At 65.7% G+C, this 22,957-nt stretch carries 14 protein-coding genes; 4 read left to right on the top strand and 10 right to left on the bottom strand.

Annotated elements, in window-relative coordinates; all coding sequences use genetic code 11:
• Nucleotides 1–224 precede the first annotated feature (224 nt).
• Nucleotides 225–8,741: a GH36-type glycosyl hydrolase domain-containing protein gene (locus FJU11_RS01795; RefSeq protein WP_141165305.1), complete on the bottom strand. Its 8,517-nt coding sequence runs from the start codon at nt 8,739–8,741 to the stop codon at nt 225–227.
• A 671-nt stretch (nt 8,742–9,412) separates the two neighbouring features.
• On the opposite strand from FJU11_RS01795, the gene FJU11_RS01790 reads away from it, so the two are divergent.
• The gene (locus FJU11_RS01790) at nt 9,413–11,014 is read left to right on the top strand and encodes a DegQ family serine endoprotease (protein WP_141165304.1); all 1,602 of its coding nucleotides are present in this window, start codon (nt 9,413–9,415) and stop codon (nt 11,012–11,014) included.
• Between the two features lie 330 nt (nt 11,015–11,344).
• The gene (gene mprF, locus FJU11_RS01785) at nt 11,345–14,002 is read left to right on the top strand and encodes a bifunctional lysylphosphatidylglycerol flippase/synthetase MprF (protein WP_141165303.1); all 2,658 of its coding nucleotides are present in this window, start codon (nt 11,345–11,347) and stop codon (nt 14,000–14,002) included.
• A gap of 16 nt (nt 14,003–14,018) precedes the next feature.
• Here the strand turns inward: mprF and FJU11_RS01780 are convergent, their stop codons facing one another.
• Both FJU11_RS01780 and FJU11_RS01775 read right to left on the bottom strand, forming a co-directional pair.
• Complete coding sequence (locus tag FJU11_RS01780; protein WP_141165302.1) at nt 14,019–15,488, bottom strand: cobyric acid synthase; 1,470 nt, start codon at nt 15,486–15,488, stop codon at nt 14,019–14,021.
• A gap of 338 nt (nt 15,489–15,826) precedes the next feature.
• Complete coding sequence (locus tag FJU11_RS01775) at nt 15,827–15,985, bottom strand: entericidin domain-containing protein (RefSeq protein ID WP_141165301.1); 159 nt, start codon at nt 15,983–15,985, stop codon at nt 15,827–15,829.
• Between the two features lie 206 nt (nt 15,986–16,191).
• Here FJU11_RS01775 and FJU11_RS01770 point away from each other — a divergent pair, with 206 nt between their 5' ends.
• Nucleotides 16,192–16,521 carry a hypothetical protein gene (locus tag FJU11_RS01770; protein WP_141165300.1) on the top strand — a complete coding sequence of 110 codons (330 nt, stop codon included), beginning with the start codon at nt 16,192–16,194 and terminating at the stop codon, nt 16,519–16,521.
• A 103-nt stretch (nt 16,522–16,624) separates the two neighbouring features.
• Here the strand turns inward: FJU11_RS01770 and FJU11_RS01765 are convergent, their stop codons facing one another.
• Complete coding sequence (locus FJU11_RS01765) at nt 16,625–17,284, bottom strand: peroxiredoxin (RefSeq protein ID WP_141165299.1); 660 nt, start codon at nt 17,282–17,284, stop codon at nt 16,625–16,627.
• 297 nt (nt 17,285–17,581) lie between these two features.
• Here FJU11_RS01765 and FJU11_RS18820 point away from each other — a divergent pair, with 297 nt between their 5' ends.
• A complete protein-coding gene (locus FJU11_RS18820; protein ID WP_141165298.1) occupies nt 17,582–18,589 on the top strand; it encodes a GlxA family transcriptional regulator in 1,008 nt (335 codons plus the stop codon).
• Nucleotides 18,590–18,614: 25 nt separating this feature from the next.
• Here the strand turns inward: FJU11_RS18820 and FJU11_RS01755 are convergent, their stop codons facing one another.
• The 6 genes from FJU11_RS01755 to FJU11_RS01730 all read right to left on the bottom strand — a co-directional run bounded on the left by FJU11_RS01755 (nt 18,615) and on the right by FJU11_RS01730 (nt 22,844).
• Nucleotides 18,615–19,529, bottom strand: a complete 915-nt coding sequence (locus tag FJU11_RS01755) for a DUF1194 domain-containing protein (RefSeq protein ID WP_235890755.1) — start codon at nt 19,527–19,529, stop codon at nt 18,615–18,617.
• A 171-nt stretch (nt 19,530–19,700) separates the two neighbouring features.
• Nucleotides 19,701–20,261, bottom strand: a complete 561-nt coding sequence (locus tag FJU11_RS01750) for a DUF924 family protein (protein WP_141165297.1) — start codon at nt 20,259–20,261, stop codon at nt 19,701–19,703.
• A 199-nt stretch (nt 20,262–20,460) separates the two neighbouring features.
• Nucleotides 20,461–20,997 carry an O-acetyl-ADP-ribose deacetylase gene (locus FJU11_RS01745; RefSeq protein ID WP_141165296.1) on the bottom strand — a complete coding sequence of 179 codons (537 nt, stop codon included), beginning with the start codon at nt 20,995–20,997 and terminating at the stop codon, nt 20,461–20,463.
• A 28-nt stretch (nt 20,998–21,025) separates the two neighbouring features.
• Entirely contained in the window at nt 21,026–21,181 is a 156-nt protein-coding gene (locus tag FJU11_RS01740) for a DUF3096 domain-containing protein (RefSeq protein ID WP_141165295.1), read from the bottom strand.
• A 119-nt stretch (nt 21,182–21,300) separates the two neighbouring features.
• Complete coding sequence (locus FJU11_RS01735) at nt 21,301–22,281, bottom strand: aldo/keto reductase (protein ID WP_141165294.1); 981 nt, start codon at nt 22,279–22,281, stop codon at nt 21,301–21,303.
• 95 nt (nt 22,282–22,376) lie between these two features.
• On the bottom strand, nt 22,377–22,844 hold the full coding sequence (locus FJU11_RS01730; protein ID WP_141165293.1) for an NUDIX domain-containing protein: 468 nt from the start codon (nt 22,842–22,844) through the stop codon (nt 22,377–22,379).
• Nucleotides 22,845–22,957 lie beyond the last annotated feature (113 nt).

The raw sequence follows: 22,957 nt of genomic DNA, 5'->3' as shown, positions 1-22,957 counted from the left end.
TCGATCTCGCGTCGACCGAGCACGCATCTGCCCCCTGAAGCAGCGTCTTCCACCGGCGGAGCCCTGTTCAATCGGATTGAGGTCCGGGCTGTTCGTCGGGGCCGGCGATGACGTCCGTAAAGCCGGAAGACGACGGCGCGTCAAGACGACCGTTTGGAGACGAAGAGCGTAAGCGGTTCGTCTTCGCGATACCGAGATGCATCTTTGACGAAGAGCGGCCGGCTCTACTTCGCTCGTGCGTTTTCGGCCGGCTCCATCGCCGTGAGATCGATACCTTCCGCAGGCACGTTTACCCCATCGAGCGATACCGCGGGGCTGCCGTCCTCGTTCCGCGTGACGACGATCCGGTGGGCCGTCCCGTCGTGGCGAAGTGTCGCCTCGAAGCCCGGCCAGGCCGTTGGGAGCGCCGGGCGGACGACGAGGCGGGTGCCGCGAAGCCGGATGCCGAGAAGTCCCTCGACGGCGGCGCGATAGAGCCATCCGGCCGATCCCGTGTACCAGGTCCAGCCGCCACGGCCGGAATGGGCGCCGTCGCCATAGATATCGGCGGCGACGACATAGGGCTCCACGCGGTACCGGTCGGCGGCCGCGCGGTCGCTCGCATGGGCGACGGGATTGAGCATCGAGAGGCAGCGATAGGCGTCGTCGCCGCGCCCGAGCTCGGCGAGCGCGTAGACGACCCACGTGGCCGCATGGGTGTATTGCCCGCCGTTTTCGCGCACTCCCGGCGGATAGGCGCGAATATAGCCCGGATCCGTATCGCCTTTGGAGAACGGCGGCGTGAACAGCCGCACGAGCGCGTGCTCGTCGTCGACCAGGTGTTCGAGCACCGCCTCCATCGCCGTGCGGGCGCGCTCGGGATCGCCACCACCCGAAAGGACGCTCCACGACTGGGCGATCGAATCGATGGCGCACTCGTCGTTTTCGGAGGCGCCGAGCGGCGTACCGTCGTCGAAGAAACCACGGCGATACCATGCCCCGTCCCAGCCATCGGCCTCGAGCGCACTGCGCAGTGCGGCGGCATGGTCTTGCCACCGCGCGGCACGTTCCGTGTCCGCCTCGGCTTCGGCAAAGGGCAGGAATGCCGTCAGCGCGTGAAGCAGGAACCAGCCGAGCCAGACACTTTCTCCCTCGCCGCCGATACCGACGCGGTTCATGCCGTCGTTCCAGTCGCCGCCGAGGAAGAGCGGCAGGCCGTGCGGTCCGGTGCGCGCAACCGCAAGGTCGAGCGCGCGGGCGGCATGCTCGTAGACCGAGGCGGCATCCTCACCGGTATCCGGCTTGAAGAAGGCGTCGTTTTCACCTTCGGAAAGCGCTGACCCGTGAAGGAACGGCAGACGTTCGGCGAGGATCGAGCGGTCGCCTGTCGCCTCGCAGTACTCGGCGATCGCATAGGCGAGCCACACGACGTCGTCGGCAATGCGCGTGCGCACCCCCGCACCGCTTTCCGGCAGCCACCAATGCTGGACGTCACCTTCGACGAACTGGCGCCCAGCCGCGTTGAGGATCTGCCGTCGGGCGAGAGAGGGATCGTGAAGGGTGAGCGCAAGCGTATCCTGCAGCTGGTCGCGGAAACCGTAGGCGCCGCTCGCCTGGTAGAATCCGGTCCGCGCCAGGAGGCGGCAGGAAAGGTTCTGGTAGACGAGCCAGCCGTTCAGCAGATGGTCGAGCGCGCGATCCGGCGTGCGCACCTGAAGCGTGTCGGTGAACGAACGCCAATGCGCGTCGATGGCTGCGAGTGCCTTTTCGCCGTCGCCGGCGCGGTGGGTGTTCGCGAGCGCGACCGCCTGCGCCTCGTCCGCGCCGTCGCCGAGCACGAAACGCACCTCGCGCGTTTGCCCGGCTGCAATGGTGACGTCCACCGCTATTGCGGCGCACGGGTCGCCATCGACGGCAACGCCGTTCGAAAGCGCGCGGCCCGACAGGACGGCGTCCGGCCGGCGGCTGTCGCCCCGGCCGATGAAGGAACGTCGATCGCTCGTGAAGGAGGAAAGAGGCTCGCTGGCGGCGAGGAAGGCCGTGCGCTCGCTATTGGCAAGATCGAACCGGTTCGCCGCCACCATCACTTCGCCCTCGGCCATGGCCGGCAGCACGAATGGCGCGGCGAAGGCGCGGCGGCTGCCGAGCACCCATTCGGCGTAGGCGTAGACGCGCAGCCGTCGTTCGCGCGTTCCGTGGTTGGTGAGCCGAAGGCGCGAGATCTTCACCGGGTCCTCGGGCGCGACGAACTGGGTCAGCGCGATGGCGATGTCGCCGTGCCGGCTCGTGAAGGTCGTGGCTCCCCTCGCGTGGCTCGCCTCGTAGACGATGCCGTCGTCCTTCTGTGCGAAGCCGGCGCAGGGCGGGAGAAGCGCGCCCGTCTGCCGGTCGACGATATGGATCGCCTCCCCGGGCCGGTCGGTGACGGGGTCGTTCGACCAAGGCGTCAACTGATGGTCGCGGGAATTGCCGCTCCAGGTGAACCCGCCGCCTTCCGCGCATACGTGAAAGCCGAATGCGGCGTTGCTGACGACGTTGATCCAGGGAGCCGGCGTAAAGGTGCCGCCGGCAAGACGCACGACGTAGCGCCGTCCGTCGTCGGCAAAACCACCGTAACCGTTCCAGAATTCGAGATCATCGTGCGGAATGGAGGTCGCTGTCGAACCCTGGCGCGCGGTCGAAGGTAGCGCCGGACGACGGGGCTGTGCCGCCTTCCGCGGTGCCAGGCCCCTGCCTGCCTTCGTGCCGCGCTCCACCAGGGCGACGGCGCGCACGAGCTGCTCGGCAAGCTGACCGTTGCGGGTGTGAAGCACGACCCTTGCCGCGGCGAGCAACGCGCCGTGCGTGCGTGCATCCATCAGGTCGCGGCGCAGCGCGAAGATGTGCCGGCCCGAAAGATGCGCGCGGCTTCGCGCTTTCGCGGCATCGCATGCCGCGTCGATTTCCTGCTGCAGTTCCTGCACGTAGGACGTGGGCTTTTCGTTCAGCACGACGAAATCGGTGATCAGCCCGCGCTCTGCCAGATATTCCTGTGCGAGCAGCGAACGCTCGACGATTTCCATGTCGACCGAATCGTTGATTCTCAGAAGCACGATCGGGCAATCGCCGGAGATCGAAAGCGGCCATAGCGCGCTCTGCGGAGCGAGACCGGCGCGCACGATCTTTTCCTCCGCACGAAGCTGCAGGTCCGGGTAAAGCAGGTAGCGCGCGAGGTCCTGGAAGACCGCCGCCTCCTGCGAGGAGATGCCGAGATAGCGAAGCTGCACCTGCGAGCGGGTCCAGGCGTGCACGGCTTCGTCGCGGTAGCTGCCGGCGTATCGGTAGCGCTCGATGGCGCGCTCCGTCGTCGCCCGGTCCGGTGCGGCGAGCGTCCAGAAGACGAGGCCGGCCTTCTTGCCCGGCGGAATGCGAACGACGCGGCGTAGCGAGAAGATCGGATCCAGCGTGAAACCGTCCGTGCCGGAAAGGGTGGCGCCCGGATCGAATGCGGCGGCGTCGGGCAGCGAGCGCCCCCTGCCGATGAAGCGCCGGCGGTCGGTCTCGGCAGTGGTCTCACGCCCGCCTTCGGGCGCAACCGCGTCGATCACCATATGGGCGACGTGCATGTCCGGATCGTCGGCGCTGCGCTTGCGCCGCCACGCATGGATGACGTCGCCGCGCGGACCGATCTCGGTCCCTACGAACATCTTGGCGAAGGCCGGATGTGCCGTGTCCGCCTCGGGCGGGCCGACGACCACCTCCATGTACGACGTGACCTCGACGGTACGCTCGACTTCGCTGTCGTTGTGGATCGTCAGGCGGCGCGCTTCGCCGTCATGTTCCGTGGTGACGAAGCATTCGAGCTCGGTGCGCAGGCCGTTGGCGACCTTGTGGAAGACCGCCTTGTCGTCCGAAAATTCGGTACGCGCCGTTTCTCCCGGCGCGCTGCGCGGCTCGGCGGTCGCCGACCACCAGGCACCGCTTTCGACGTCGCGCAGGAAGAGGAAGTTGCCCGCGCGATCCTCCGCCGGGTCCGGCTGCCAGCGTGTCACGGCCTGGCCGTTCCAGCGCGCGTAGCCGGCACCCGTCGCCGTCATCATCGCCGAATAATGGCTGTTGGAGAGCAGGAGCGTCGAGCGTTCCGCCGCGATCGGTTCGGATGTCACGCGCAGTTCCTGGCCGACGAGCTGTTCGGCCTCGGTCGGCTGGATTTCCTCCGGCTCGCTATGGACGGTCAGGATGGGGATCTCGCGCGGCGCCTTTTCCTGAAGCAGCAGTTCGGCCGCCTCGATCACCGGATCGGCGTGGAAATGCTCGCGCAGCCTTCCCTTGAAGACGAGATCGGCGACTGCCGTGATCGACATGCCGTGATGGTGGGCCATGTAGTTGCGCACCACCGCGCAGCGCTGGCCTTCCGGCACGCGCGAGGGCGTGAAGTCGATCGCGTCGTGGAAACCATAGCGGCCGAGCGCGCCCATGGTTTCGAGGTGGGCGAGGTTCGCCGCCGCCTCTTCCGGCGCGTACTGGCAGGCAAGCAGCGATGCGTAGGGCGCGATCACCGCGTTCTGGCCGAGCCCGCGCTTCAGGCCGAGCGAGGGAACGCCGAAGTTCGAATACTGGTAGTTCAGTTCGTGGTCGCGCGCATTGAACGCGGATTCGGAAATGCCCCAGGGCGTGCCGAGGCCCTTCGCGTAGGTGATCTGGCGCTTGATCGACAGCCGGCCCGACTGGTTGAGGATGCCGCCCGGCCGCTCCTGCATGACGAGCGGCGGCATCAGATACTCGAACATCGAACCCGACCACGACAGGAGTGCCGCGCGCGTGCCGACCGCGACGACCGAACGGCCGAGCCGGAACCAGTGCTCGGTCGGCAGATCGCCCTTGGCGATCGCGAAGAGGCTCGTCAGTCGCGCCTCGGAAGCGAGCATGTCGTAGCAGGATTCGTCGATTTCCGCGTCCTCGACCCGGTAGCCGATCGAAAGCAGGCGACGGTGCTCGCGGTAGAGGAACGAGAAGTCCATCTCGAAGGCCAGCGCACGAGCGCGCTGCTGGAGATCGCGGAAGCGCGTGCGAAGGGCGTCGATCGTTGCCGGCTCGATCATCGAATCGCCGACATAGGCCTCGCAGGTGTCGAAGAGCGCGTTGGCCCACTCGACGATCTCGTGGCTTTCGTCCGTGTCGATCTCGTGGTCGAGATTGACCGCGAGCTGTCGGATCTCGCGCGCCAGCACCGTCAGGTTGATCGAGCGGATCGACGTGAACTCGGGCTCGCGCCGCATCGTCGCGATCGCCCGGTCGAAGCTCGCGACGCGTTCGCTGAGCCTGCGATGCAGCGACTGGAAGCTCCTACGATCTTCCGAAAGCGCTTCGATCGTTTCGGAAAGGATGGCCGCGACGTCCGCAATCCCGTCGACGCCGACGTCGAGATGGGCAGCGGGTGCCTGCGCCCACTGATCGCACGCCGCGGCGACGGCGACGAGATGACCGGCGAGATTGCCGCTATCGACGCTCGAGACGTAGCGCGGCATCAGCGGCTCGAGCGTGCGCGTGTCGTACCAGTTGTAGAGGTGGCCGCGATGCTTCTGCATGCGCCCGCACGTATCGAGCGTGTCGCTCAGCCTTCGCACCGTCTCGGAAAGGCCGATCCAGCCGAAGTCGCGCGCCGAGACCGTCGAAAGCAGGTAGAGGCCGATATTGGTCGGCGACGTCCGGTGCGCGACGCGTTCCTCCGGATCCTCCTGCATGTTGTCGGGCGGAAGGTGGTTGTTTTCCGCGTTGGCGAAGACGGCGAAGTAGCGCCAGGTCCGTCGTGCGTAGCGGCGAAGCTTCTCCCGCGTCGCTTCGCTCGCATGGACCGCGTCCTCGCCTTCGGCCGGCTGGCTGACGGACCAGGCCGCGATCGGCGCGAGCGCCCAGAGCACCGCGAAGGGTACGGCGACGACGATGCCGGTGCCGCCTGTCAGCGCGGCGACGACGAGGGCTGCGAGCGCCACTAGCGGCGCCTGCCACATATTGGCGAAATAGTCGCGCACGAGGCGGTGCGCGCCCTGCTGCGCCTGTGCCGCCGTTCTCCATTCGAGAAGGTGCCGGCGGGAGACGAACATGCGGTAGAGCGCGCGGCAGATCGCGTCGCCCATGACGTAGGCGCTATGGCTGACGAAGACGATGCGAAGGGCGGCCTGCGCATTGGCCGCGTTGATCTCGCTGAAGACGGAATGCAGGTGGGCGCCGGCGACGATGTCGGCCTGGCGCGGCAGCGCGCCGACGACGAGCGAGAGCGTCTGGCCGACGAACAGGCTGAAGATGAGGATCGCCTGCCAGACGAGCGCCGGTACGGCCGGAAGCACGCACCAGCCAGCGACGGACGCCGCCAGCCAGGCGATCGGCGTCAGCGAGCGGCGCAGATTGTCGATCATCTTCCATCGGCCGAGGCCGGAAACCGGCGATTTCGGCGAGAAGACGAACGGCAGGAGCTGCCAGTCGCCGCGTGTCCAGCGGTGCTGACGCGAGACCTCGACCTCGTAGCGCGTCGGGAAGTCCTCGACGAGCTCGACGTCGCTGGCAAGCGCGCACCGCGCGAGAGATCCCTCCAGCAGATCGTGGCTCAGCACCGCGTTCTCGCCGATGCGGCCGGCGATCGCCGCCTCGAACGAGTCGACGTGGTAAAGACCCTTGCCCGTAAAGGAGCCTTCGTCGAGCAGGTCCTGATAGACGTCGGAAACGGTGAACGCGTACGGGTCCAGGCCGCGGTTGACGGAAAAGATGCGCTGATAGGCCGAGGCTTCGTCGCCGGTCGTCAGCGAAGCGGTCACGCGCGGCTGGAGGATGCCGTAGCCTGCCCGGACCCGCCCGTCGCCCGGTATCGTGACGGGGGCGTTCGTCGGATGGGCCATCTTGCCGACGAGCCGGGTCACGGCGTCGCGCGTCAGCCGCGTGTCGGCATCGAGCGTCATGACGTAGCGGATATCGGCCGGCGGCACCTGCCCGTCGGCCATGATGGTCGTGTCGGGATCGCCGCGCAGAAGCCGGTTCAGTTCGTGCAGCTTGCCGCGCTTGCGCTCCCACCCCATCCATTTGCCTTCGGCGGGATTGTGCAGACGCCGGCGGTGGAAGACGAAGAAGCGCCGTTGGCCGTCCGCCGCGTAACGGGCGTTCAGGGCGGCGATGCCCTCGCGCGCTGCCGTCAGTACCGCCGCGTCCTTCGCGTTTTCCTCGACGTCGCTGTCGGGCCAGTCGCTGAGGATCGCGAAGAAGACTTCGCCGGGCGTCGTGGCGAGGTAGTGCACCTCGAGATTGCGCAGGAGCTCGGCGACGCCGTCGCGCGAACTGATGAGGCACGGGACGACGACGAGCGTGCGCGATTCGGCCGGCACGCCCTCCAGATACTCGTAGCCGATCAACCGGCTCGGCGCGGTGAAGAGGCCGGCGAGCGTGTTGAACAGTCCGCTCGCCGCCTCGGATGCCGGCAGGACGAAGAAGACGAGGAGCAGGACGATCCCCAACGGCGCGACGCCGATCGCACCGAGCAGCCCGCCGACGATCACGAGGAAGACGGCGGTGAAGGCAAGGATCGGCACGGCGACGCCCAGCCAGTCGAGCCGACGATAGGCACGCCGCACGCGCTCCTTGAACGCCGGCCCCTTGCCAAGGCGCGCTTCGAGACGCGGCTTGCGATTGCCCGCGAGATAAAAGCCGATGTCGCACGGCCCCTCGCCGCGCTCCGGCTCGCCCCCTTCGGCCAGTTTCTTGGCCGTGCGCGCCACCTCGATCTCCGACGTCCCGCTTCGCCGCGCGAGCACCTCGACCGTCTGCCGGTAGCGATCGCGCGAGGCGAAGTCGAGCGCAGCGAAAGCGGGTGTCTCGCGAAGGATGGCGTCGACCGCGCTCGTGTCCTCGAACCACTCGCTCCAGTCGATATCGTCGATCAGCCGCAGGCTCGTGACGGTGTTGCCCGCCGTAACGTTGTCCTCGGCAAGCCGGTTGTGCTCGGAAAAGAGCACCTGCTCGATCCCGCTGTCGCGCGCGGCAAGCGACGCCTCGAGCCAGTTCATCGCTTCGCCGGAACGCACGCCGCCATCGCGCAGGCGGTAGAGAAGCTGCGCGGCGAAGGCGTCGTCGGCGGTCAGGTCTTCGTAGCCTTCCAGAACGTCGACGACCGATTCGCCCTCTTCGAGCGAAAGCAGACGGTCGGCGAGTGCATTCGCCCGCCCGCGCATCTCGCGCGCCTGGCTGACACGCGCCGATATGCGGCGCATGTTCTCGATCAGCACGAAGCGCAGCATCGAAGGCAGCGCCCAGAGCTCGCCGATGCGAAGCGTGCGGACGCGCTGATAGCCCTCGACGAGCGGCGTCAGCGTTTCGAGCGAGACGGAGCTGTGTGCGTGGGCGACGTAGAGCCAGGCGAGCGCCAGACCGCGCGGCACCGAGCCGCCGTCGATGGCAATGCTCGGCAGTTCGCGAAAGAAGCGCGGCGGCAGGTCGCGCTCGACCTGGCGCACGTTCTTTTCGAGGATGTAGTGGTTGTCGGCGAGCCATTCGGCAGCGGAGGTGATGACTTCGCCCGCGCGCACCGCTGCAAGGCTCGCCCGGTAGGCCCGGCGGATCGAACGCTCGTTGTCGCGCTGGCGTGCGGTGAAGTCGAAGGTTCCACCACCCGGCAGCGTCGTGCGCGTCTGGCCGGCGAGGTGTTCGCCGAGACGGGCGAGATCCTCGGCGGAAAGATAGGCCTCGCGCAGCGGCTCGCCGGAACGCTCGTCTTCCGCACGATCGACGGCCTTCAGCATGTCACGAAAACTCCCGACGGACGACGCGGATACGCCGGGCGCTCAACGAGCGGCCGGCCGAAGCTCGATCGGAGGGAACCCGCCGGCCGCAAGGGGTCTTCCCCGGCCCGCCTTCCTGCCGGCCGCACGGTCCGGCGTACGGCGTCACCAGTCCTCGTTCGCATGTGCCTCGCATGTCCGTCGCCCTTGCTACGCCGATCTCCGACCCGGTAGGCCGTCCATGGCCATACGCGGGATCCAGCACTATAAACCCCGCAAGCCGATTGCTAGCATACGTGGTGCAAACGCTCGAACTTTGTCGGGCCCCGATCCGTTCCGGCGGTAGGCGATCCGGACGGGCCGACCACGAATCGCGCGGCCGCGACGGCTTGCCGGATCATGCGAAGTAAGTGATCGTCAAAGTAATGCATGGGTGTTTATTACGCGGAGTTCATGTTTTTCCAATGGCGGAACGGCTTCTATTTTCGCAAGGCGCTTTCAACGGGCGTTTCTAGGTATTAAATTTTGGTAACGACCTGAATTGGCCCTAACAATTTCGTTTTTGCCGTTTTATGTTCGCCTCATCGACCGACGGAGCGGAGTGGGTCGCGGCGGACGCCTCACCGTCGCATAGCCCGCTCGACGAACCGAGCGGCGAAGAATTTTTGCCAAGTCCAGATCGGAGTCCTACCATGAAAACGTCCAAGGTCACCCGCCGTCACAAGGCATTCGCGCTTGCTGGTGTCACGGCCGTCGCGCTGCCGTTGGCGCTGACGCCCGTACTCAGTTCCGGTTCCGCGCATGCCCAGACCAACACCGGCAATCAGGCAACGCAGTCGACGCAGTCGAACACCGCCAACCAGGCGCCCGTCGGGTCGTTCGCGCCGATCGTCGCGAAGGTCAAACCCGCCGTCGTGACGGTCACGACCGAGATCAACGGCAACAACGCCTCCGATTCGGACGACGACGACGATCAGGACCAGGGCATGACGCCCTTCGAGCCCGGTTCGCCGATGGACCGCTTCTTTCGCCAGTTCTTCGGTGAGAACGGGCCGAACGGACCGAACGGGCGCAGCGGACCGATGCCGCAGATGCCCCACGGCCGCGAGGAAGCACTCGGCTCCGGGTTCATCATCGACCAGAACGGCACGATCGTCACCAACAACCACGTGGTGAAGAACGCGAGTTCGGTCGAGGTGACCCTGGACGACGGATCGCAGTACAAGGCCAAGGTGCTCGGCACCGACGAGAAGACGGACCTCGCCGTCCTCAAGATCGACGCCAGCAAGCAGCTTCCGACCGTTCAGTGGGACGATTCGAACCACCTGAAGCTCGGCGATCCAGTACTCGCGCTCGGCAACCCGTTCGGCATCGGCACCACCGTCACCTCGGGCATCATCTCCGCCCGCGGCCGTGACCTCCACAACGGCCCCTACGACGACTTCCTGCAGGTCGACGCGGCGATCAACCACGGCAATTCCGGCGGTCCGCTCGTCGACATGAACGGCAAGGTCGTCGGCATCAACTCCGCGATCTACTCGCCCAACGGCGGCAATGTGGGCGTCGGCTTCGCCATTCCCTCCAACCAGGCGTCGCAGATCGTCTCCAAGCTGATCAAGAGCGGCTCGATCGAGCGCGGCTTCATCGGCGTCCAGATCCAGCCCGTTACCGAGGACGTCGCCAACGCCATCGGCCTCGACAAGGCGAGCGGCGCGCTGGTCGCCTCCGTCGGCGACGATTCGCCCGCCAAGAAGGCCGGCATCAAGACCGGCGACGTGATCACCAAGTTCCAGAACAAGGACATCTCCGGACCGCGCGATCTCGCCCGAAAGGTGGCCGACGTAACGCCCGGACAGGAAGCTTCGATCACCGTCTTCCGCAACGGCGACACCAAGCAGCTTTCGATCGACATCGCCAAGTACGCCAACAACGTCGAGGCGATGAACAGCAAGAGCAGCGAGCAGCCCAAGCCGGACCAGCACGGCAGTGCGGAAGTCTCCAGCCTCGGCTTCAGCCTCGCCAACCTGACGCAGGAACGGCGCCAGCAGTATCAGATCGACAGCGACGAGAAGGGTGTCGTCGTCAGCAACGTGAAGGACAACGGTTCGGCGGACGAACATGGCCTGCGCGAAGGCGACGTGATCCTCTCGATCAACCAGCAGTCGGTCGACAGCGCCAACAAGGCCAGCGAACTGATCCAGAAGGCGAAGAAGAGCGATCGCAAGTCGGTCCTGCTTCTCGTCGATCGCGGCGGCCAGCAGACGTTCATCGCCCTGCCCTTCGATCAGGCCTGATCGAAGCCGTTCCAAGGCTCGAACACGACGACGCCCGGCCCTCGCGCCGGGCGTCGTCATATCTGCCTTTTGCCGAAAAACCTTCCGTCGCGGCATTCCATCGCAAGGCCCGATCGGCTATCGCAAGGCGAACAAGGGTCGGTTTCGGCAAACGGTCGGTGCGGCGGCCGGCGGCCATGGCAAAACGGTGGGCGGCCGGCGCGATCGCACGCGGGATCGAGCGAAACCTTCGCCGTGCCGGGAGGTTGCTACCGGACGCGGGACACTGCGGGTCGTCGTTTCCACTTCGGGAGGTCTCGTGTTCGCTGAAAGACGGAGGCGCACCGCTCCATGAGCGCGGTCGAAGCCATACGCGGCTGGAGCCTGCGAACCTGGCATCGCCTGCCCACGCATCTGATCGGGCCGGTGGTCGCCATCGGCGTCACGCTCGTGGCCTTCTACATGCTTCACGGCATGACGAGCGAGCTCAGCCTCGGCGACCTCGATCGGGCGTTTTCCAATCTGCCGACGATCATCGTTCTGTGGTCGCTTGTGGCGACGGCCGCGAGTTATTGCGCACTTGCCACCTACGACATCAGCGCGACGCGCATTGCCGCTCCCGGCAAGGTCAGCTGGCCCGTAGCTTCTGTGGCCGGGATGGCCGGGTTCGCCTTTTCGAACTTTCTCGGCTTCCACCTCGTCACCGGCGGCGCGGTCCGATACCGCATTTACGCCCGCCTCGGCCTCGACGGGGCCGAGATCGCCAAGATCATCCTTCTGACATGGTCGGGCCTTTGGCTGGCGATCACCGGCCTCATCGCGACGGCGGTCATCATCTCGCCGGCGGGCATCCCGTTCATCCACCTCCTGAACACGACGGTCGATCGCGTCGCCGGAACGCTGGCACTGATCGGCCTCGTGGCGCTCTTCGTCTATGCAGGGCGCGACGGACGCGAATTCAGGCTGTGGAACTGGCAGCTCATCCTGCCGGGGCGCGGACCGCTCTTCCTGCAACTCGTCGCCGGCCTGCTCGATATCGCCGGCGCGACCTACGCGCTCTACGTCCTCATTCCGCCGGACGTGCAGCCCGGCTTCGCGCCATTCGTGGTCATCTATCTCTCCGCCGTCGTGCTTGCCGTCGTCAGCCACGTCCCGGGGGGCGTCGGCGTCTTCGAGGTCACGATGATGGCCGCACTCGGTGCCTCCGGGCGCGCAGACGTACTCGCGGCGCTGATGGTCTACCGCATCATCTACTACGTGCTGCCCTTCGTCGTCGCGGCCGCCATTCTCGCCGTCACCGAAGTCGGCTGGCTCAAGCAGCGCTTTGGCGGCCGGTTTTCCAAAGCCTCGCGCTTTCTCCGGCCGCTCGTGCCACCGGTCGCAGCCGTCGTCGCATCGCTCGCAGGCCTCGTGCTCGTCTTTTCCAGCGCGGTCCCGCATGCCCCCTTCACGCTGGCGCTCCTGCACCGTTGGGTCCCGCTCGCCGTATTGGAGGGCGCGCATTTTGCCGCGAGCCTTATCGGCTTCAGCCTCATCGTCGTAGCATGGGGGCTCCGCCGGCGGCTGAAGAACGCGTGGCGCATTGCCGTCGGCCTGCTCGTGGCGGCGATGATCCTCGCGCCGCTCAAGGGCCTCGACTGGTACGAGGGCGCCGTCATGCTCGCCTGCCTCGTCGTCCTTGTCATGCTGCGCGGCGCATTCCAGCGGAGCCGTCCGGAACGGCTGATGTCGGTGTCGACGAACTGGCTCGCCTTCCTCGTCGGCAGTGTCGCGGCGACGATCTGGCTCGGCGTCTTTTCCTACCAGCACGGCATCTATCATTCGCAGATGTGGTGGCACTTCGGCTGGCAGATGCAGGAGGGCCGTTTCCTTCGCGCCTCGGCCGGCCTCGTCCTCGCGCTCGTCGCCGTCGGCGTGCTTTCCCTTCTCCATCGACCGAAACGCGAAGTCACGACCGTCTCGAAGCGCCTTCCGAGCGCCGCGCGCCATCTGATCGAGCGCGCCAACGAGGCGCGTGCGAACGCCGCATGGACCGGCGACAAGACCTTCCTCATCGCCGAGGACAATGCGGCACTTCTGATGTATGCGCGAAGCGGACGCTCGCTCGTCAGCCTCGGCGACCCGATCGGCGACAAGAAGGCCTACGAGGAACTCGTGTGGCAATTGCGCGAGCTCGCCGAGCGGCAGGCGCTGCGCGCGGTGTTCTACGCCGTGCGCCCGCGCAGCCTGCCGATCTATCTCGACATGGGCTTTGCGATCTTCCGCACCGGCGAGAGCGCGCGCGTGCGCCTTGCGACCTTCGCCGTCGAAGGACCCGGCCACGAGGAATTCCGCTATGTGACGAACCGGCTGACGCGGGAAGGCCTTACCTTCGACGTGGTGCCGGCAGCCGGGTTCGAAACGATCTCCGCCGAACTCGAAAGCGTCGCCACGGCCTGGACCCGGCGATACGGACCGCACGACCGGCGCTTTTCCATGGGTTCGTTCGATCCCGCCTACCTTTCGCGCTTCGACACCGCAGTACTGCGCAAGGAGGGCCGGATCGTCGGCTTTTCCAATATCTGGGTTTCGGCGAACCGCAGCGAGATCGCCGCCGATCTCGTGCGTTACGAACCGGACGTGTCGAAGGTCGTCATGGAAGGCCTCTTCGTGCACATGATGCTCTACGGCCGGGCACAGGGCTACGCCTATTTCGATCTCGGTGCCGCACCGATGGACGGCCATGCCGACCATCCGCTGGCATCGACCTGGGCGCGGATCGGGCCGGATCTCTTCCAGCACGGCTGCCATTTCCAGCATGCCGACGGCCTGCGCGCCTTCAAGGCCCGTTTCGATCCGGTCTGGACGCCGCAATACCTCGCATGCCCGCGCGGACTGGCGATCCGGCAGGTCCTCCTCGACGTCGAGGCGCTGATCACCGACGCGCGACCCGCCGCGGGCAAGCCCGGCACTCTGGGAGAAAAGCCGTCGACCGAGCGTTCGGACCCATCTTCGGCGCGCTTGACATAGCGCGCGCCACGCGGACCTATCCGCCGTTGCCGGTCCGGCTCACGGCAAGGAGACCGTCGATGTCGAGATGGGTTTCGAGGGCTTCGGCCAGGGCATCGAGCGCCGCCTCGACACCTTCGCGATGGCCGCGTGCGCCGGCGGTCGCACCGAGTTTTCCGAGGAAGCTTCGTCTGAAGGCGTCGGCACCGAAAAGACCGTGCAGGTAGGTGCCGAAAACCCGACCGTCGGGCGAAACGGCACCGTCCGGACGCCCGTCGATCGTGACGCTCGGCCGCGCGCAGCCCGGGCCCGTGGTCTCGCCGACATGGATCTCGTAGCCTTCGAGCGGCAGGTCCCCATCGGCCGTGCGTGCCGTCACGTTGCGGACGTGCTTTTCCGGCACCATCACCGTTTCGACGTCGAGAAGGCCGAGCCCTTCGACCTCGTTCGGAGCCCCTTCGATGCCCATCGGGTCGGCGAGCCGGCGGCCGAGCATCTGATAGCCTCCGCATATTCCGACGACATGCCCGCCGCCCTCGTGATGGACGGCGAGGTCGCGGTCCCAGCCGTTGGCGCGAAGTGCCGCGAGATCGGCGATCGTCGCCTTCGAGCCGGGGATGACGACGAGGGCGGCATCGGCCGGCAGCCGCTCTCCCGGCGCAACGAAGACGAGTTCGACGTCGGGCTCCGCCCGGATCGGGTCGAGATCGTCGAAATTCGCGATACGCGGTAGCCGCGGTACGGCGATCTTCACCGTTCCGCCGCCGGGTCGCGCCATCCGATCGAGCGCGACGGAATCTTCCGCCGGCAGCCGCGCCGTCGCCTCGATCCATGGCACGACGCCGAAGCACGGCCAATCGGTGAACCGCCCGATCGCCGCAAGCCCCTCGTCGAAGAGCGATGCGTCGCCGCGGAACTTGTTGACGATGTAGCCGGCGATCATGCGCTGGTCGGCCTCGGCGAGAATCGTCGAGGTGCCGACCAGAGACGCGATGACGCCGCCACGGTCGATATCGCCGACCAGCACGACCGGCACGTCGGCACGCGTGGCAAAGCCCATATTGGCGATGTCGTTGTCCCGAAGATTGATCTCGGCGGGCGAGCCCGCACCCTCGACGAGCACGAGATCGGCGTCGGCCGCGACCCGGCGATAGCTTTCCAGGACGGCATCGAGAAGGTGGCTGCGGAAGGTCGCATAGTCGCGACCCAGCGCCCGGCCGCGAACCATGCCCTGGACCACGACCTGGCTGCCGGCCTCGCCTTCCGGCTTGAGGAGCACCGGGTTCATGTGGATGGAGGACGGCACGCGGCAGGCGAGCGCCTGGAGCCATTGCCCACGGCCGATCTCGCCTCCGTCCTCGGCAACGGCCGCGTTGTTCGACATGTTCTGCGGCTTGAAGGGGCGCACCGCGATACCGCGGTTTGCGAACAGGCGGCAGAGACCCGCCACGAGCACCGTCTTGCCCACGTCGGAGCCGGTGCCCTGAAGCATCAGTGCCTTGGCCATGGATGATCCCGGTACTGCGAAAGTACCGTGTTCTATCATGCCGTGCGCGGATGACCAGCGAGCCGATACGAGGTCGCTGTGCCGAAACCGAGAACAACGCGCTCCCCGGAAGGGGCGGCGCTCCGGTACGCAAGAACCTGATCCGGAGCTTCGGCATCACTGCCTGCCGCACGATCAACAATAATCGCGCGTGGTTACTCGGCAGTTACCGAAACACCGGATCGATGAAAAAGTCCCGAAACGGGACCGGACACTAGAGCCTTTCAGGTTTATACGGAAACACTCTGCGCTTCCGTATAAACCTGAAAGGCTCTAGGAAGTCCGATCCCGAGACTGCCTTACTGTGCGGCCTGGTTGACGTCGCGACCCGCACCTTGGGTCGCATCGACGGCGTTCGCCGTGTCGCGACCCATGCCGCGGATGGTGTTCGCACATGCGCTGAGCGAAGCGAGCGCGACGAGAACGAGAGCCAGACGAGCAGTTTTGGATACGGGCATGGTCGGTTTCCTGAAGAGATCCGCAGATCGCGTAACGGTGGAAATGATACGCCCATGCAACGCACGGCGAGCCAAAAAGTTCGTCCCGTTATACGGGTACAATGACCCGTTGTCTTACCCGGGGCGTCACCGCGATCTCATATCCGACGCAATGCGGTGTCAATCGACGGGCGATAGACCTGCCCCCGTAATCGAAAGGCCCTGCCATGAGCCGAGGAAGCACATCGCCGCTCGCGGACATCGCGACGCTCTGGTTCCAGGCGCCGCTCGTCATCGCGACGCGCGCCAACATGATGTGGACTTCGCCGTTGCATTCCGCGCGGATGCAGGCGGAAACGACACGCATGGTTTCCGAAAAGGTCGCCGCTTCCACGGAAGCGATGATAGCCTGGCAGTTCGCGATGATGCGCGAACTGATGCGCCCGCGCACATCCGTCTCGTCGAAAGCCATCGAGAAAGCCGGCGGACGGATCGCGGCCTCGAGCGTGCGACCCTACGCAAAGCGCGTTCGCGGCAACGCCAAGCGGTTGGGCTAGATCTTTTCAGGTTTATACGGAAACCCTCTAAAGCCGCCCGAAAGCTGCCGGCGAGCGTTTCCACCGCCGGCAGTGCGTTCGCCATTCCGGATCCGGACAGGCCTCAGCCCGTGGGCTGCTTAACCTTGCGCAGATAGGGCAGCACCGGATCGAAGGTGCCGTACTTGCCCTTGATGTCCTCTTCCGAAAGCGAGGCGGGAACGATGACGTCCTCGCCGTTCTTCCACTGGACCGGCGTCGAGACCTGGTGCTTGGCCGTGAGCTGGATGGAATCGAGCGCACGCAGGATCTCGTCGAAGTTGCGGCCCGTCGTCATCGGATAGGTGAGGATCAGTTTGATCTTCTTGTCGGGGCCGACGATGAAGACGGAGCGAACCGTCGCGTTGTCGGCCGGCGTCCGGCCGCCCGCCTCGCCTTCGGCGCTCGCCGGCAGCATGTCGTAAAGCTTGGCGATCTCCATGTTCGGATCGCCGATCATCGGGTAATCGACCGTATGGCCGGACATCTTCTCGATGTCGCTCTTCCACTTTTTGTGGCTGTCCACCGGGTCGACCGAAATGCCCAGGATCTTCGTGTTGCGCTGGGCGAAGTCGTCGGAAAGGCCCGCCATGTAGCCGAGTTCCGTGGTGCAGACCGGCGTGAAATCTTTCGGGTGGGAGAACAGGACGGCATAGCCGTCGCCGACCCATTCGTGGAAATGGATCGTTCCGGCCGTCGTCTCCGCCGTGAAGTCCGGTGCGGTATCGTTGATTCTCAAGCTCATGCTAGCCTCCTGACTGTATGGGCGAACGGGCTTCGACGTCATCTGCGCCGAAGCGATGCCCCCTATGTGCGAAGGCCGTGGACGCTCGACAAGTTCCGACACGTCGTTTTCGCCCGCTGGCGAAAGCGACCGGCCGGCGCGGCATTTCGCCGCCCGATCGGAAATGTTCGGTCGCGGCACCTGCCGGGAAAAAATCCCGCTTCACACGCATTTCGGCCCATGACAGTGTCGATTCGCGAGACATCCCGAGATCGTGGCCGCGGGGTTCAAGGCCCGAATTGTGCTGTGTGTTACGGTATGACGGCAAACCTCAAGCCGGAACGGCGTTCGATCGTCTTCTTCCTCACCCCAAACTTTTCGATGATCGCCTTCGCGAGCGCGATCGAGCCGCTGCGCATCGCCAACCGCATGCTCGGTTACGAGGCGTTCATCTGGCGCCTTTCGTCCTTCGAAGGTCATCCCGTGATCGCCTCGAACGGCGTCGAGATCTCGGTCAGCCTCTCGCTCGAAGGCGAACGCCGTGCCCTTGCCAGCGATTCTCGCCCGTCGATGATCTTCGTATGCGCAGGGCTTCGCGTGGAAGATTTCGTCAACCCGGCCGTCAACACCTGGCTGCGCGAGAGCCATCAGCGCGGCGTGATGGTCGGCGGGCTGTGCACGGGCGCCTACATCCTGGCGAGCGCCGGGCTGCTTGCCGAAAGGCGCTGTGCGATCCATTGGGAGAGCCTGCCGGCTTTCGCGGAGACGTTTCCCGATGCGCACGTCTTCGCCGATCTCTACGAGGTCGACGACAACCTTTACACCTGCGCCGGCGGAACGGCCTCGCTCGACATGATGCTGACGATCATCGGCGAAGACCACGAACAGGGGCTCGTCAACCGTATCTGCGAACAGGCGCTGACGGATCGCGTGCGGGGGCCCCACGACCGGCAGCGCCTGCCCCTTCGCGCGCGCCTCGGCATCCAGAACTCGAAGGTCCTCTCGATCATCGAACTAATGGAGGGCAACATCGCCGAGCCACTTTCGCAGGGCGCGATCGCGCAGCATGTCGGACTTTCTCGCCGCCAGGTGGAACGGCTTTTTCGCCAGGAGATGGGACGCTCGCCGGCGCGCTACTATCTCGAAATCAGGCTCGACCGTGCTCGCCACCTGCTGATCCAGTCCGCGATGTCGATCGTCGAGGTTGCGGTCGCCTGCGGCTTCGTCTCGGCTTCGCATTTTTCCAAATGCTACCGCGAACTCTACGCGCGCTCGCCACAACAGGAGCGCGCCGAGCGCAGGCAATTGCTCAGCGCCGCCGCCTAAAGCCTTTCAGGTTTATAGAGCGCTGTCACTGGTTCCAGCGCTCCCAGCGCTTGCGCCAGATCTTCTCGCCGATCATGCAGTCCGCACCCGCCTTCCCGGCGTTTTCGTCAGCGACCTCGATGACGGGAAAGTCGTGCGGCGCGCGGTATGCGGCACGCTCGGTCGGGGTGCCGGCCAGCTCCAGCACCAGCTTGCGCCGGATCGCCTCGGGAAACTCCTTCCAGCTCGTCACCGGAATGACGAAGGACTGGCCGCCGCCGACGACGCAATCACCGTAATAGTCGTCGAGATTTTCGATCGAATAGCCGAAGCCGTCCCGCGCGCTCGTCATCAGCGGAAGGCCGTTGATCGTGATGCCGCGTGCGACGGCTTCGTCGCGCGCCTCGGTCACCGGTCGTCCCTCGTTGTTGGGCCCGTCGCCAGAAATGTCGATGACGCGCCGCATCGGCGTCATTCCCGTCTTGTCCAGAAGCTTGCTCGAAAAGTCGATGGCGCCCGAAATCGAGGTGCGGCGAAGCTGTGCCGGCTCCTGCATCGATAGCGCGTCGGCGAAACGCTGCGAACCGGCCTCGTCGTCGATGATCGTCCAGGGCACGACAACGAGCTGCATCGTGCTGCCGGCCCATTCGACATAGGTGACCGCGACCCGGCCGTAACCGCCCTCGCGGATCGCGTCGATCACCTCCTTGGAGCGGAAGGCGGCGGCGTAGCCGTCGCGCTGGATGCGCTGTTCTTCCGTATCCATCGACCAGGAAACATCGACGGCGAGCACCAGCGCGACGTCGATCTTCTGGTCGCCGCCTTGTGCTCCGGCGGCCCTGGCGGGTACCCCGGTCGCAAACCATGCCGCAGCGCAGGCCGACGCGAGAAGTGCCCCGGTTCGCCTGAACCGATGGCTGCGGAAAGAACGCGAAGAAAGGCCATAGCGCATTTCAGCCATCCCCTTTTCTACGCGGCATCGCCGTGGCGGGGCGGTCCATCGAACGGGCCGCCGTCACGCAACGCCTCGATTAAGGAAAGGATGAACGCTTTTCCCCGCTTGGCAAGAGCACAATCGTGTGACGCCGGACATGATCGGTCCGACCGGAAGATGCTCCGGCCGCCGCGGACATCAAAAGCCGGAGTCGCTCGTCGAGAGATAGGCTTCCTCCGCGCGGGTCGAAAACCGGCCCAGGATCGGGTTTCGATGAGGAAACCGTCCGAACCGGGCGATCACCTCGCGGTGGCGCCGCGCGTAGTCCAGATATTCCGCATGGTCGAGTGTCGCGATCAGTTCGACGGACCATTCCTGATCCTCGAGCGCTTCCGAATGCTCGAACGGAAGGTAGAAGAAGACGCGACGCTCGGCCGGCACGAGTTGATCCATGCCCGCCTCGATCGCCGTGCGTGCCTCGTTGCGGGCGAGTTCGTCCGTCGCGAAGGCGAGCGGCGTCGCGCGGTAGATGTTGCGCGGGAACTGGTCGAGCACGATGGTAGCGGCAAGCCGGCCTTCGGGCGAGCGCCGCCACGCCTCCTCGATATGGCGTGCGAGCATCAGATGGGTCGCGGCGAAGCGCTGGCGGATGCGCGCGTCGATCTCCGCGGACGGCTTGAACCAGTGTTCGGGCGTCAGTTCCTCGAACCAGAAGGCAAGGACGTCCGCCGGGGCGGCGTACGCGTCGTCATACTGCATTCGTCTCCCTCTCGATCGGTGTGCCGGCAAGCGCGATCGTCTGCTTTCGGAAAGCGAGGGTCTGCCGTCCGTCCCCGATACGGGACGAAGCTCGAATACGCCTGACCGGCTTTTGGACTGTGCCATGCATGAAGCCTTTGGAGCGTTACTTCAACCGCTTGCGGTTATCACTTCGTGCAAGCGGCACGATTGCGCGCCGTCACCGGTCCCTGTCGACACCGGCATTGGCGTCGAATGCGCGGCGATGGTGGTCCGCACTTTCGGCGCTGAAACAGCAGAAGACGACCGATTCGATGGCATCGGCCTCGGCAAGAAACGCGGCGACCGTTTCCACCGCGATCACGGCCGCTCGCTCCGGTGGAAAACGGTAGAAGCCGGTCGAGATCGCCGGGAAGGCGACCGTGCGCACGCCGTTGTCGTACGCGACCTTCAGCGAACGGCGATAACATGCGGCGAGCTTTTCCGGCTCGCCGTGCGCGCCATCCTTCCAGACCGGTCCGACCGTGTGGATGACGTGGCGTGCGGGCAGCCGATACCCTGCCGTAAGCTTCGCATCGCCCGTATCGCAACCGCCGAGCCCGCGGCATTCCACGAGCAGTTCCGGACCGGCCGCACGGTGGATCGCGCCATCGACGCCGCCACCGCCGAGTAGGGAAGTGTTCGCTGCGTTGACGATCGCGTCGACATCCAGCTTGGTGATGTCGCCGGTTTCGATGCGCATCCGGTCCGTTGCCATGCGGCGCCCTCCTCTGCCGTTCGTATCCCTAATGCAGCAGCCCCGGGAAAAGCCCCAGCAGGCCGACGATGATGAGATAGATCGCCACGATATAGTTGAGCAGGCGCGGAGCGACGAGGATCAGGATGCCGGCGATGAGCGCGATGAGCGGTGCGATGCCGAAATCGAGGGTGACGGACTGCATGGGCAACTCCTTGCTTGACGACGATCGCCGGCGGGTGCCGGCATGAACGTAACCCGCGAGAACCCGTCCGGTTCTCGTCGAAACGGACCGTTCCCGTCCATGGATGCGGTTTGCACGGTTCAGGAAAAGCCGACGATCGGATGGGGAACGTAGGCTTCCTCCAGGCTTTCGATCTCCGCCGGCTCCAGTTGGAGCGACAGGGCGCCGACCGCGTCGTCGAGATGCTTTTCCTTCGACGCGCCGACGATGGGTGCCGTGACGCCCGGAACCTGCAACAGCCAGGCCAGCGCAACCTGTGCACGCGGCACGCCGCGCTTTTCAGCAATATTGCCGACGGCGTCGATGACCGCGCGATCGCTGTCGGCGGTCTTGGCGTAGAGCGATTCGTGAAGCGGGTCCGTCTCCTGCCGGTGCGTGCGTTCGTCCGACGTCTTGGCGAGGCGACCGCGGGCAAGCGGACTCCACGGCAGAAGGCCGATCCCCTGGTCGACGCAGAACGGCGCCATCTCGCGCAGTTCTTCGCGGTTCAGCAGGTTCAGATGGTCCTGCATCGTAACGAATTCGCTCCATCCGTTGGCGCGCGCGGTGAAGATCATCGTCGCGAACTGCCACGCATACATGGACGAAGCGCCGATATGGCGCGCCTTGCCTGCCTTCACCACATCGTGCAGCGCTTCCAGCGTCTCTTCGATCGGCGTCTGCGGGTCGAAACGATGGATCTGGTAAAGGTCGACATAATCCGTGCCGAGGCGGCGCAGGCTGTTGTCGATCTCCGCCATGATGGCCTTGCGCGAAAGGCCGGCACCGTTCGGGCCCTCGCGCATGCGGCCATGCACCTTGGTCGCGAGCACGATATCGTCACGCGCAACGAAATCCTTGAGCGCACGGCCGACGATCTCTTCCGAACTGCCGTCGGAATAGACGTTGGCGGTGTCGAAGAAATTGATGCCGAGGTCGAGCGCCTTCTTGAGGATCGGCCGGCTCTCGTCCTCCGGCAGCGTCCATTCGTGGCGTCCGCGCGCCGGATCGCCATAGGTCATGCAGCCGAGGCAGAGGCGCGAAACCTGAGTGCCGGTCGCGCCGAGACGTACGTATTCCATGCTTCGTTCTCCTTGCCTGTCGCCGCGAACATACAGCCTTCGCCCCCGCGCCGTCATCACGGTGCGTAGCCGAGCGCGCTATCTGCCGCAGGCGGCTACCGGCCGAAAGCTTCCTCCAGCGCATCGATCAGCGGGCGCTGCGAAGCGAGGATCTTCACCCGCGCCGCGTCCAGCGTCAGCCAGGCCGCGCGATCGATCTCGGGGAATGCCTGCCTCCGGCCGCTGCGCGGCGGCCATTCCATCTCGAAGGTGTTGCTCGCAAGCGTTTCCGCGTCGAGATCGCCCTCGGCGGCGAAGGCGACGACGGTCTTGCCGCCCTTCTGCTCGATGGTGGCGAGCGGGACCGGTAGCGTTTCGAGCGTATGCCCCGTCTCTTCGGCGAATTCGCGAATGGCGGCCGTCTGCGGATCCTCGCCTTCGTCGATTTCGCCCTTCGGTATGCTCCAGGCACCCTCGTCCTTGTTCTTCCAGAACGGACCACCGGGATGGGCGAGAAGCACTTCGAGGTGCCCTGCCCGGAAGCGATGAAGCAGGACCCCTGCGCTCTTCCTCTTTCCAGCCATCGGTTTGCCCTTTCCAGCTCGGCTAGGATCTGTACTCATAAACGGGATTCCGTTTGAGGCTGGATCGTGATTCAAAGATCCTCGAGGAGGAGCTTTGAATGGCCCGTTTCGAC

This window comes from Pararhizobium mangrovi (assembly GCF_006516965.1).
GTDB classification, from domain to species: Bacteria; Pseudomonadota; Alphaproteobacteria; order Rhizobiales; family Rhizobiaceae; genus Pararhizobium_B; species Pararhizobium_B mangrovi.
Note: the sequence above shows the minus strand (reverse complement) of the source record. Positions and strands in the feature narration are given on the sequence as shown.